9 protein-coding genes are annotated in these 12,776 nt (G+C 68.6%); 1 reads left to right on the forward strand and 8 read right to left on the reverse strand.

The annotated features are described in order from the left end of the window. Nucleotides 1–218: 218 nt before the first annotated feature. Nucleotides 219–1,574: a glycoside hydrolase family 32 protein gene (locus tag ACZYZE_RS04775; RefSeq protein WP_459317492.1), complete on the reverse strand. Its 1,356-nt coding sequence runs from the start codon at nucleotides 1,572–1,574 to the stop codon at nucleotides 219–221. 60 nt (nucleotides 1,575–1,634) lie between these two features. Between ACZYZE_RS04775 and ACZYZE_RS04780 the strand changes: the two genes are divergently transcribed. Next, nucleotides 1,635–2,639 (forward strand): phosphatase PAP2 family protein, encoded by a 1,005-nt coding sequence (locus ACZYZE_RS04780; protein WP_459317491.1) that lies wholly within the window; start codon nucleotides 1,635–1,637, stop codon nucleotides 2,637–2,639. 201 nt (nucleotides 2,640–2,840) lie between these two features. Here ACZYZE_RS04780 and ACZYZE_RS04785 read toward each other — a convergent pair whose 3' ends face one another. The 7 genes from ACZYZE_RS04785 to pdhA form a co-directional block, all read right to left on the reverse strand. Next, complete coding sequence (locus ACZYZE_RS04785; RefSeq protein ID WP_459317490.1) at nucleotides 2,841–4,055, reverse strand: MFS transporter; 1,215 nt, start codon at nucleotides 4,053–4,055, stop codon at nucleotides 2,841–2,843. A gap of 35 nt (nucleotides 4,056–4,090) precedes the next feature. Next, entirely contained in the window at nucleotides 4,091–5,398 is a 1,308-nt protein-coding gene (locus ACZYZE_RS04790; protein WP_459317489.1) for a MinD/ParA family ATP-binding protein, read from the reverse strand. A 178-nt stretch (nucleotides 5,399–5,576) separates the two neighbouring features. Next, nucleotides 5,577–7,283 (reverse strand): alkaline phosphatase D family protein, encoded by a 1,707-nt coding sequence (locus ACZYZE_RS04795; RefSeq protein WP_459317488.1) that lies wholly within the window; start codon nucleotides 7,281–7,283, stop codon nucleotides 5,577–5,579. Nucleotides 7,284–7,852: 569 nt separating this feature from the next. Further along, nucleotides 7,853–8,668 (reverse strand): MBL fold metallo-hydrolase, encoded by an 816-nt coding sequence (locus tag ACZYZE_RS04800; RefSeq protein WP_459317487.1) that lies wholly within the window; start codon nucleotides 8,666–8,668, stop codon nucleotides 7,853–7,855. A gap of 230 nt (nucleotides 8,669–8,898) precedes the next feature. Further along, nucleotides 8,899–10,374, reverse strand: a complete 1,476-nt coding sequence (locus ACZYZE_RS04805; protein WP_463906504.1) for a dihydrolipoamide acetyltransferase family protein — start codon at nucleotides 10,372–10,374, stop codon at nucleotides 8,899–8,901. Nucleotides 10,375–10,376: 2 nt separating this feature from the next. Further along, nucleotides 10,377–11,489: an alpha-ketoacid dehydrogenase subunit beta gene (locus ACZYZE_RS04810; protein WP_459317485.1), complete on the reverse strand. Its 1,113-nt coding sequence runs from the start codon at nucleotides 11,487–11,489 to the stop codon at nucleotides 10,377–10,379. Next, entirely contained in the window at nucleotides 11,486–12,679 is a 1,194-nt protein-coding gene (gene pdhA, locus ACZYZE_RS04815; RefSeq protein ID WP_459317484.1) for a pyruvate dehydrogenase (acetyl-transferring) E1 component subunit alpha, read from the reverse strand. Before pdhA ends, ACZYZE_RS04810 begins: the two co-directional genes overlap by 4 nt. Between the last annotated feature and the right edge of the window lie 97 nt (nucleotides 12,680–12,776).

The raw sequence follows: 12,776 nt of genomic DNA on the forward strand, positions 1-12,776 counted from the left end.
GGTCCGGAAACCGGCCCGTGGCAGGAACCGGGCACATTGATGGGCCGGCGTTGACTGGGGGTGAGTCCCTGGTCCAGGAAACTCGTCTTCGCCGGCCCTGCTCAATGAGCACCATCCGGCGGATCAACCAACCGGTACGTACGAGTCTAGGAAGCTGCCTCCGGCCGGGCACGAGTACCGGCTACCTGCTTTTGCACGGCCCGCTACCCCTCGTCCGTCTACCCCTCGTCCCGCTGCCCCTGGCCGGGGGGCCGGAGCTCCCAGACGTCGGCCGCTGCGCCGTGGGGCAGTTCAAGCCGCCACTCCTCCCCTGCGGCGGGGTAGGCGCGGAGTGTCGTCGGCACGGAGCCGTGGCGGTAGACCTCGACTATTGAGGCATCGACAAAGATCCGGAGCCCGTCGCCGCCGGCAACCGTGTCGCTGAAGACGGCGCGGTGGCCCCCGCCGGAGCGGAGGACCAGCCGCAGGGGGCCCTCGCCGCCGGTTACACGGGCCTCGGCCTGCCGCGGCAGGGCCAGGGACCCGGCGGCGCCCCGGTGGAGTTGCCCGCCGCGGTAGGCACGGAGTTCCGGTGCCGGCTCGACGGCGAGCGCGCCGCCGTGCACGGACAGCTGCCGGGGGAACGTCAGGAGACCGGCCCAGCCTGCGTCATCGGTCTCCTGCTGGCTGCGCCCCGGCCGTCCCCCGGCGCTCTCCACCTCGTTGGACCAGCCCCAGAGCAGCGCCCGGTCCGGCAGGGCCAGGATCTGCGGGGCGTAGAAGTCGGGGCCGCGATCCGCCTTCCCTCCCGACTCCGGGGTGAAGACCGGCAGGCCCGCCATCCCCGGGGCAAGCCGCCCGAGGAGATAGCCGACGCCGTTGGGGTGCTGGTGCTGGTCCGTGGGGAGCCAGAGCGAGGCCATCAGCAGCCAGGTTTCCGCCCCGGAGGAATCCGGGACCCGGACCAGCTGCGGGCATTCCCAGATCTCCGCGGGAAGATGTTCGGCCGCCAGCGAATCCTCCGAGCTGAACCAGATCCCCTCGTACCGCCAGCTGCGCAGGTCATCGGCGCTGTACAGCAGGAGCGCCGCGTGGCCCGAGGCCAGCCCGGCCCCCTGCAGGGCGAAGCGGCGGCCCCGGAAGCGGAAGATGAACGGATCCCGGACCGCGGTGACCTGCGGGTCCGGTGGCACCTCCGCCGCGACGTGTCCCGTCTGGCTCCACGTGCTCATTCCCCCGACCGCGCGGGCCAGCACCACGCGGGAGCGGCCGCCCCGGGTGTCGACGCCGGAATAGGCGGCGGTGGGGACACCGCCGTCGTCCGTCACCACGCCCGTCCAGCAGCCGAGCTCGTCGGGGCCGCCCGGCTGGGGCGTGAGCGCGATTGGTTCTTCCTCCCAGCGGACCAGGTCCGGGGAACTCAGGTGCCCCCAGCAGATCCGGTGGTGCCGCGCAGAGTCCGGGTTGTACTGGAAGAACACGTGGTAGCGGCCGTCCACGTAGCTGACGCCGTTGGGATCGTTGATCCATCCCTTCGCCGGCCGGGGATGGAAGCGGGGGAAGGCGGGGTCCGGATGATTGGCCACGGTGTCCATGGCCACACCCTACCCCCGCCGCTCAGGCGGTTCGCAGAGTTCTGTGGGAACCTGATAGCGATGAGTTTTCGGCAGGAGCGCACCAGCAGGCACCCGTCGGCGGAGTACCGGCAGACGCAGCAACGCCGTGCCGCGGCACGCCCGGACAGCGCCGCACCACGCCCGGAGGGCGCCCCGGGCAAGAACCACGGCGTCATTGCCGGCAAGGGAACCGGGCTGCTGTTCCTGCTGGCCACCCTCGCCTGCCTGGCCGCGCTCGCCGCAACGTACTACTACTTTGTCCGCACCACCACGGGCCAGTTCATCGACGAATCGGCGCTGGTCGAAGCTGTCGAGATTCACGGCACGGCCGGCAAGGCCGCCAACAAGCTCCTGGACTGGCTGCCCGCCCTGTCGGTGCTGATCGCCAGCGTGGTGGTCCTCTTCGTCACGGTGATGCGGCGGCGCTGGGTGGCGGCCGGGATCGCCATTGCAGCCTGTGTGGGCGCCAATCTGGCGACGCAGCTCATCAAGGATCTGGTCCCGGTCCGGCCGTACCGCGGGATCGAGACGCTGGAGCTGAATTCCCTGCCCTCCGGGCACACCACGATGGCGGCGTCCGCCGCGGCCGCCGTGTTCCTGATGGTTTCGCCGCGGTGGCGGCCGCTGGCCGGTTTCCTCGGCGGCAGTTTCACCGTCGCCACCGGGCTGTCCACCCTCATCAACCAGTGGCACCGCCCCGCCGACGTGGTCGCGGCCATCCTCGTGGTGGCGGCGTTTATGCTCCCGGCCGGGTGGCTGATCATCGGCACGGGACCGCGCTGGAACACCTGGGACGGCTACGGGGAGCACTGGGCGGCGTCACGGCTGTGGCTTGCGCTTCCGGTGCTCGCGGGGCTCGCCTCGGCCGGGGTGGCCGGCTACTCGCTGCTGAAGATCGCGCCCGGACCGGGCCAGGAAGGCAGCACCACTAACTACTTCTGGGCCGGAACTTCGCTGATCGTCATCGCCGGCTACCTCGCCACGGTGGCCGGCATCTGGCTGTTCGGGCATGCGGCACGACGGCGGAGCGCGCCGCGCCGCTGACCCGCGCCGCGCTGAGCCGCGCCGTGGAGCCGCGCCCTTGACCCGCCGCACTGAGCCGCGCCGTGGAGCCACCGCTTGCGTCCGGCCCGCCCAAGTGACTGGCAGCAGGGGCCGTTTTGGGCGCCCAGAACGGCCCCTGCTGCGAGCCAGTTGGGTACTCGGCGACGGCGGAGCGCGCCACGGCTGGAGCGGCCGAGGCGGTCAGTAGTTCCGGCGGTGTTTGAGCCGGGGAATGGTGACGGCGAAGACGGCGGCGGCAGCGAAGCCGAGAACGCCGGTGGCTCCCACTCCGGCCCCGAGCGAGGCCACGGCGGTCACACCGGAGAGCAGCACCGGACCGCCGGTCGCGCCGGCGTCGGCCATGAACCGCCAGATCCCCAGGAACTGGCCGCGGCCGTTGTCGGGCGAAAAGTCGGCGCCGAGGGTCATGTTCAGGCCGGAGCTGATGCCGTTGCCGAAGCCGATCAGGAGCGCGGCGAGCAGCAGGCCCACAAAGCCGGTGCTGAGCGGGATGAGCAGCATGGCCGTTCCCATGATGAGGGTGGACGGCACCGCCACCCACTGCCTGCCCTTGCGGTCCATCAGCCTGCCGGCAGGATAGAACACCAGCATGTCGATTGCCCCGGAAAGCCCGTAAATCAGCGACGCCTGGGTGGCGTCCATCCCCAGATGCTCGGCCCAGAGCGGGATCACCACCTGGCGGGAGGAGCGCAGCGCACTTAGCAGCAGCACCCCCACCCCGACGGACAGGAACACCCCGGCGTGGGAGACGGCGACGCTGCGCAGCGTCGCCTGCCGCACCGGAACACCGTCCGCCGATGCGGGCTTCGCGACGAGGTCCGGGATGGTCACGGAGAGGGCCGCGGCGGCAACCATCGCGACGACGCCGGTCCAGTAGGCGCCCGTGATGCCGGCGAACTGCATCACGGCGGCACCGATGAAGGGGCCCATAAAGATGCCGATCCGGTTGACCCCGCCGAGGGTGGACAGCGCCCGGGCCCTGAGGATCACCGGGACGGCCTCGGTCAGGTACTTTTGCCGCGCGAGGCTGAAGACGCTGGCAGCCATGCCGACGACCAGCATCGCCAGGGCAAGCAGCCAGAGTCCGGCCGGGATCATCGGGGATACCGCCGCGGCGGCCAGGGCGATGGCGCTGGCGGCGGCGGCCCCGACGATCGCCCAGCGTTCGCCGAACTTCAGCGTGATGAGCGAGGCGGGGAGGTTGAAGAGCCAGGAGCCGAGCCCGATCAGCGTCACCACCAGGGCGGCGACGGCCACCGAGGCGCCCAGGTCACGGGCGGACAGGGCCACCACCGGGAGGATCGCGCCCTCACCGATGCTGAACAGCAGGGCCGGCCCGAAGGCGGGGACGGCGATGCTGCGCAGGCTGAACGGTGCGGGGCGTGTGGTGGTCATCCCCTTCATCCTAGGGCCCGGCCAGGTGGGAGCGCCTAGACGTACCCGTCCACGATCGCGGCTGCGATTTCCCGGTACGCGCGGCGCGTTTCGGGGCGGAGCACGTCCAGGGTGACCAAGTCGCCGTCGGCCACACCGCGGTCATGCGGGACGGCGATCAGCTGCCGGCAGATGCCGGAGAGGTGGTCCTCGATCGCGTCCTTATCCACCCGCGAGGAAACCTCGTCCTTGTCGGTGATGACCACGATCGCGTTGCGGGCCAGTTCCTCATAACCGTGCCCGGCCAGCCAGTGCAGGGTGCTGCGGGCCCGCTTGGCGCCGCTGACAGCGTAGCCTGCCGCGATGATCAGGTTGTCCGCGGACTGCAGGATGCCGCTCATGGCGTTGTGCGTGACGCCTGTCCCGCAGTCCGTGAGGGCCACGGAGTAGTAGCCGGAGATGAGTTTGCGGATCCGCAGGTACTCCTCGGCCGTCAGGGAGTCCGAGACCTCGGGATCCTGCTCGCCGGCGATCAGGTGGAGCCGGCCGGCGTGGTGCATGTACCGGGCCAGGGCGGTAAGGGAATCCACGGATTCGACGTTCTGCAGCAGATCCGTGATGGTCCGCGGGCTCTGCTGCTGGTAGATGCCCTCGCCGAGGGCGCGCTCCACGAGGTCGCCGGAGTCCGGGTTCGCGTCAATCGCGCACGGCGGATCACCACGGAATTCCGCCAGCGTCAGTCCGACGCCCACCGTGGTGGACGTTTTGCCGATGCCACCCTTGAGGCTCAGCACCGCGGTGTTGTAGCTGCCCTGGAGCTGGCGCGAGATGCGCCGGGCGAGTTCGTCTTCCTCGCGCTGCCGGGCGCTGGGGCCAAGGTTCAGCCCTCCGCCGGTCATCGTGAACAGCGCGCCGCGGAGGCCGCCCACCGGCCGGGGCTTCTGCTCCCGGACAAAGAGGCCGGGCGAGCTGATGAAGTCAGGAGCCGGGGCGGCCAGGGCTGCTGCACGGCTGGCCGAGCGTGTGGACCGGGAGGGCAGGGCCGGCACGGAGGGCGCGGTCTCCGGGGCCGCGGGCACGGCCGCACGCGGGGGAAGCGGCGGGATTGACTCGATGGGAGGTACGTCCAGCGGGGAGCGGCCCGGCGCCGCGGGGGCGTCCGCCGCGGCGGCCGCCTCGGCCCAGGAACCGCTACGCACCGAACGCGGCGTGTGGTTGTCGATGTCCTCGGGACTGATGATCGGCATAGTTCCTGTCCGGGCGTCGGTGTCCTCGCTGCGGCGGCGGTCGCGCCGGCGCAGGAGTTCCGGTTGTTCTGCCTCGACGGCAGCGTCGGCTGTGTTGTTGTCCACCGGTTCGGGCATGTTTGTTCCCCTAGGAGTCACAGCGAGGGCCGCTGCGGTGCTCGTTTGAAATGGTCCAAACAGCAATTCTAGGCGCAGGCACCGCCGTTGGCCGACCAGCACGCGGAAACGCGGGCGGATCCGGCCGCCGATTCGACTGGCCCGCGGCGCGCAGAGTGAAGACCTCCGGAGGCGGCTGCTATTCCTTCTTCGGCTCTGCTGAGTCGGGGCTCACGCCGGGTTTGAACGCGCCCCGGGGAGCGAGGATGACGGAGGCGACCCGTTCCAGACCCGGGTGAAGATGGTTACCGTGGTTCACCACGCCCGCCTGCCACCAGAGTTTCAGTCCCTCCGGCGCCACCTCGAGGAAGGCCAGGTTGTTGTCGAACCACGGCCCCCGGAGGCCGGTCCAGCGGAACGGCGGATCCGGAACCTTCGCGGAGCGGGCGGCCAGGGAACCTGCAGCCGCGCCCAGGCCGTAGGACAGGACGGCCGAAAACGACCTCATAATCCGCGGCAGCGGGTTGCGGATCGGGGAGCAGACTGCCTGCACGATCCGGCTGCCCGAGGAGCGTTCCACCTCCGCAACGTAGGAGAAGTGGACGTCTCCGGAGAGGAACGTGACGGTTTCCGGCGCCGGGCCACGTTTGCCGTCGGCGACGTCGGCCGCCATGGCCGCCACTTTCTGGAAACTCTGCTGGAAGGCGCCCCAGTGTTCCAGGTCCAGCGACTGGCGCAGCTTCTCCGCGGCCCTGGCGGCCAGTTTCCCCCAGGCACCTTCGGACACGGCCTCATCCCAGGCCTCGACGTGGTGCAGGCCCATGGGCAGCAGGAAAGGCAGCGACGTTGCCAGCAGCAGGTGTCGGAAACCGCCGCGCATCCGGCCGTCGAGCCAGGCCATTTCCGCTTCGTCCAGCAGGGAGCGGTTTGCCGGCGCCAGGTTCCGGGCGGCGCGGGAATCGATCACGATCAGCCGGGTGTCCCCGAAGTCCCTGCAGAAGCTCCACCGGTAGGATGTCGGGTCCTGGTCCGCCCGTTCCGCGAAGCTATCCAGATCCGCGGTCAGGTCCGGCTCCGTCTCGCCGGTGTGCCGGGCGATCCGCTGCCAGATGGGATCCTCGGCGCGTTCCCGCGGTGAGAGGTTCCCCAGATGCTGGTAGACCCAGTACGAGGCCAGTCCCGCGACGATCCGTTCACGCCACCAGGAGGTAACCTCCATGCCCTTTTTCCAGGTCAGCGAGGAGTTCCAGTCGTCGCGGATGTCATGGTCGTCAAAGATCATGGCGCTGGGCAAGGTGGACAGCAGCCACCTGTTCGCGGGGTCCGACCAGGCCAGGGAGTAGAGGTGGGCGTACTCCTCGTAGTCCTTAAGCTCCTCGCCCGGCGGCTCGTTGATGTCCCGGCGGGTGCGGATGAACTGCTGCATCTGCTCGCTGGTTAAGTCGGCGTACACCTGGTCCCCGAGGAAGGACAACAGATCCGGCCAGGCCTGGTCGTTGTTTGAGGCCATCCGCAGCGCGTAGGCACGCAGGGCGTCGACGCCGTGGGTCCGGTTGCCCGTTTCATCGTGCGGGACACTGGTGCGGCAGGAGCCGAAAGCCATCCGCAGCGGTTTGCCGGGCTTCAGCGTGGGGATCATCGACGGCGGGAACCCGGACGCGGGGTCGGGCCAAACCTGCGATCCGTTGACCGCAAGGGTGTAGGGCGTGACCGTTCCAGGCTCCAGTCCGTCTAACTCCACCAGCGCATAGTGATGCCCGTGCACCGCGAATGTCCGTCCCACCCAGTCTCGGCCTCCGGCCCGGACCGAGACCCGCGCTTGAGTCCGGGTCTCCACCCAGATACTGGCCGAGGTCTCATCGACGTACCGCATCATGGGGCCGAGCACTAGGGGTGAGGTGGTCATCATTCAGTTGTACCCGCTCCGGCACGGCTACCACCATGGCCGGGCGGAAAAGCACCCGGCCGGTCGTTGCCAAAAGTTCCCAACCGTCAGGCAAACCTGAGACATACCGCTAGAAGCGTGACAGCACCAGATAGACGGCGCAGGCGGCCGCCACGGCCAGGATCCCCAGGCCCACGTAGGCCCGCCATTTGGGCTTGGTGCGGTGAGGGTTGATGTCGAAGTAGGGCACAGTTACAACACCTGGTTTGTCGGGGCGGGATTTGCAGGGGCGGACGCCTGCTTTTTGCGTTTGAAGCGAAGCACCGTGTAGAAAACTGCCGCGAGAAGCACGAGGCTTCCCAACAGAACGCACAACGCAAGCACATAGCCGGGCAACGTCACAGGTGAGACCTCCTGGGAGCAGCGACATCGTTGACGCGCCTCGGGATCCCCACCCTCCGGGCATGTTGGTCGCTAGCGAGTGTGACCCCTGGAACGGGGCCCTTGTGGAGGTGACTGAGAGACAACCGGCATTGTCCATTCGGCGGGCCGGGCGCTACCGCAGCTCTTGCGCAGCTTTTCCGCAGGCCTCAGCGGTGCGCCCGGGTCTCCTGCAGCCGCTTGATGAACCAGCGGGATTGTTCCGGGCCGTAGGGCAGGATCGGGATGGCCTTCGTGGCGTCATCCGGGGTCTCCCGCGTCGCCTGGGTGGCTTGCCGGACAGCCGTGGTCATGGTGTTGGCCATGGTCTTGACGAACTGGTCGCTGCAGGGTTCCCCATGCCCGGGAATCAGGAATTCGTAGCGGTGGCGCAGCGCCGAGAGGTGACGGAGGGCGTTGGCCCAGTCCTCGGGGTAGGAATCCTCGAAGGACGGATGCGAGCCCTGTTCCACGAGGTCACCGGCGTAGAGGGTGGTGGCCGTCCCGACGAGGAGGTCCCCGTCGGTGTGACCGTGGCCGAGGTAGAAGAGCGTGGCGCTTTGGCCGCCGAGGTCCACCAGGACCGGCTGGTCCTTCACGATCGCGTTCGGCACCACGAGTTCGATGTTGCTGCCTATACCGGCCGCCATCTCGGGCTCGAGTGCCGTCACGAGGCGGCGCTGGCTGTCACCATTTTCTTCGATTTCGGCCGCGCAGTTCTCATGCGCCCAGAATTCGGTGACGCCGTCGTCGGCGAACACGGCGTTGCCGAAGAAGTGGTCATAGTGGGCATGGGTGTTGACGACGACGATCGGCAAGTCAGTCTTTTCGCGTACGGCGTCCAGGATCTCGCGTCCCTGCCGGGGTCCGCCGCCGGTGTCGATCACCATGGCGCGTTCGGTACCGACCACCAGGCCGGTGTTGAGCAGGGAACCTTGGGTTGTCAGGACGTAGTTGTCCGGGCCAACCTCGAGCCATCGTGACATTAAATCTCCGTGTTCCGGCACTGTTCCGCCGTCGTTGGTGCGATGTTCTGCCCTCGATTGTACCCACCGGAGCTGACCGGAGGCTGGCAGTAAACACCGTCGCGGGCACGAAACCGTGGGCCGCCCGGAGCGCCCGGAATTTGTGGCTGCCGGGCGCCAGGAGCAGCCAGCCGGTGCTCAGGGCCGAGAAAATACGGCTTGACGCAGGCGCGATGCTGCGCCGCCCAGACTCACAGGTCAGCCAGGACAGACCCCGGATTTTCGATCGCGTCAGCCACGAAGCGCAGGAACCCACCCGCGGCCCCGCCGTCACACACCCGGTGGTCGAAGGTGAGCGTCAGTTCGGTGACCTTGCGGACCGCGAGCTCGCCGTTGACCACCCAGGGTTTGTCGATGATCCGCCCGACGCCGAGGATTCCGACTTCGGGGTGGTTGATGATCGCGGCGGAGCCGTCGACGCCGAAGACACCGTAGTTGTTCAGCGTAAAGGTGCCGCTGCCCAGTTCCGCGGGGCTGGCCTTGCCGTCGCGGACGACGGCGGTGAGCCGGCGGATCTCGGCGTCCAGTTGGCGGGCGCTGAGCTTGTCCGCGTTGCGCACCGACGGCACCATGAGCCCGCGGTCGGTCTGGGCCGCGAAGCCGAGGTTGACGCCGTCGAAGGCCACAATCTCCTGTGTCGCTCCGCCGGCTGCGTCCTCGGTGGTGACGATCCGTGTGTTCAGCTCCGGGTACTTCTTCAACCCGGCCGTGACGAAGCGTGCGATGAAGGCCAGGAGCCCCGGGGTGTTGTTCGGGTCAGCCTGTTTCAGCGCTGCGCGCATCTCCACGAGGGCCGTGGCATCGACGTCCACCCAGACGGTGGCTTCGGGGATCTCCGACCGGCTGCGCGCCATGTTCGCAGCAACAGCCTTCCGTACACCGCGGACGGCCGTGCGTCCGGAGATCCCCAGCCCGGTGCGGGCATCGGTGTCACCGCTGGTTCCGGTGGCTGCGCTTGTCGACACCGTCGAACCCGCGGCGGAATCGATCGGCCTGGATTCGACAGGCTCAACCGCCGGAGCCGGCTTGATGAACGCCTCGACGTCGCGGCGCATGATGAGCCCGCTGGCCCCTGATCCCTGGAGTTCCCCCAAATCAACTCCATGATCGCGCGCCATCCGGCGGACCAGCGGAGAAATAACAGCGCCCAGCTTCCCCGGCACCCGGGTCCGCAGCAGCACCAGGTCGTCGGCAGCCTTCACGGCAGCAGATACCTCACTGACAGGCTCAGCCATCGCGGCCCGTTTAGGAGCCCGCGTCCGCCGCGCAACACCATGCCCGCCCGGAGTCCCGTACCCGATTAGGACATTCCCGGACCCGGCCTTTTCTTCCTCACGGTAAATCTCGGCCGCAACAGCAGCCGGCGAGTCAGCGGCATCATCCGCGGCGGCCCCACTGGCGGCTGCCGGCGAAGCGGCCGCCCCAACCGGCGTCACAGAAATCAGCGGCTTGCCGACGTCGAGCGTCTGGCCGGGCTCGCCGTGCAGCACGGCGACGGTCCCGGCGTACGGCGACGGCACCTCCACCATGGACTTGGCGGTCTCCACCTCGGCGATCGGCTGGTCCACACGGATCTCGTCACCCACGGCCACGAGCCAGTGCACGAGTTCGGCTTCGGTCAGTCCTTCACCAAGGTCCGGAAGGAGGAAGACTTTCGGTTCGCTCATGGTCAGTTCTCCCACTGGAGGTCGTCAACGGCGTCGAGGATTCGGTCCACGCCGGGCAGGTAGTAGTGCTCGAGCTTCGGCGCCGGGTACGGTACGTCGAAGCCCGTGACGCGGCGGATCGGGGCGGCGAGGTAGTGGAAACAGCGTTCCTGGACCCGGGCCACGATCTCGGAGGAGACGGAGGCGAAGCCGTGGGCCTCGGCGATGACCACGGCGCGGCCGGTCTTGCGGACCGAGGCGCAGACGGTCTCGTCGTCGAACGGCACGATCGAGCGGACGTCGATCACTTCGAGCGAGCGGCCTTCCTCGGCGGCCGCGGCGGCGGCGGCGAGCGCCGTAGGGACGGAGGGTCCGTAGGCGATCAGGGTGGCGTCGGTGCCGGGGCGGGCGACGGCGGCCCGTCCCTCGGAGGAGGTGCCGCGTTCGGTGTTGGCGGCGTGTTCGGCGCGCAGCGCGTCCAGGTCCACCTGGTCCTTGGACCAGTAGAGCTTCTTGGGCTCCATGAACATCACGGGATCGTTGGAATCGATGGCTTCACGGAGCATCCGGTAGCCGTCCGCCACAGTGGCCGGGGCGAAGACCTTCAGGCCGGCGGTGTGGGCGTAGTAGGCCTCGGAGGAGTCGCAGTGGTGCTCCACTCCCCCGATGCCGCCGGCGTACGGGACCCGGATGACCATCGGCAGTTTCACGGCGCCTTTGGTGCGGTTGTGCATCTTGGCGACGTGGCTGACGATCTGTTCGAAGGCCGGGTAGGCGAACGCGTCGAACTGCATTTCGATGACCGGCCGCATGCCGTTCATGGCCATGCCCACGGCCATGCCAACGATGCCGGACTCGGCGAGCGGGGTGTCGAAGCAGCGGCTCTTCCCAAAGGTCTTGGTGAGCCCGTCGGTGATCCGGAAGACGCCGCCGAGCATGCCGACGTCCTCTCCGAAGACCAGGACCGAGGGGTCCGCGTGCATGGCGTCGGCCATGGCGGTGTTCAGGGCCTTGGCCAGCGTGATGGTCTGCGGGCCGGTCTGCTCCGACCTAGCTGCGGCCGTGGCGGCCGCACGGGCGGTGGCTGCGCTGACGTTGCCGTTCGCCTCAGAGGAGGTGGTGATGGTGGGGCTCATTTCGCAGCCTCTTCCCGGGCGAGTTCGTCGGCGAGCATGGCGGACTGTTCCTTCAGCTGCGGAGTGGGGGTGGAAAAGACGTATTTGAAGAGGTCCTGCGGATCGACGGGGACGTCCTCGCTGAGGCCTTCGCGCAGCTGTGCGGCTACGGCCTCGGCTTTTTCGGCAATCGCGGCGGAGTGGCCGTCGTCGAGCAGTCCGCGGTCCGTGAGATAGGCCTTCATCCGGCTCAGCGGGTCCTTGGCCACCCATTCGGCCACTTCGCTGTCCTGGCGGTAGCGGGTGGCGTCGTCTGCGTTGGTGTGGGCCTGCATACGGTAGGTGTGGGCTTCAACCAGGAGGGGGCCGGAGCCTTCGCGGGCGAGCGTCACGGCGCGGCCCAGCACGGCGAGCAGGGCGACGATGTCGTTGCCGTCCACGCGCTCACCGGCCATGCCGTAGCCCACGGCCTTGTGGGCTAGGGACGGCGCGACGGATTGGTGGGCCAGCGGGACCGAAATGGCGTACTGGTTGTTCTGGACGAAGAAGACCACGGGCAGGTGGAAGACGGCGGCGAAGTTCAGGGCCTCGTGGAAGTCACCTTCGCTGGTGGCGCCGTCGCCGCACATCGCCAGGACGACCGTGTCCTCGCCGCGCAGCTTAGCGGCGTGGGCCACGCCGACGCCGTGCAGGAGCTGCGTGGTCAGCGGGGTGCATTGGGTGCCGACCTTGTGCTTGGTGGGGTCGTAGCCGCCGTGCCAGTCGCCGCGGAAGAGTGTCATGGTCTGGACGGGGTCGACACCGCGGGCCATCACGGCCACGGAGTCGCGGTAGGTGGGGAACATCCAGTCGCCCTCGGACAGGCAGAGGGCGGCGGCCACCTGGCAGGCTTCCTGGCCGTGGCTGGAGGGGTAGACGGCCATCCGGCCCTGCCGGACCAGCGCGGAGTTCTGGTCATTGACGCGGCGCCCGATGACGAGTTGCTCGTAGGCTGCCATGAGTTCGTCATCGCCGGGGACGCTGTACTCGTGGCCGGGCTGGGTGCCCTGCTCGGTGTGCGGGTTTAAGGCGCCGTCCGGCCCCACCATCTGGATCTGGTGCCGTGCGGGCAGCATGTAGTCCTCCACCGTGATGCCGAACTTCCGCACGGCCTCGCTGGCTGCGTCATTTGCTGCCGGGTGCTGCGCAGTGTGGTCTGCGGAGATCGTCATTGGTCCGTCCTTCTGTAGCCACTATTCCCTCCAAGTATGGTGCCGGACGATGTTTCGTATCCACCTCTGGGCGAAATCGTGGAGAAGTCCAGAATTT

It is taken from the genome of Pseudarthrobacter woesei (assembly GCF_055412745.1).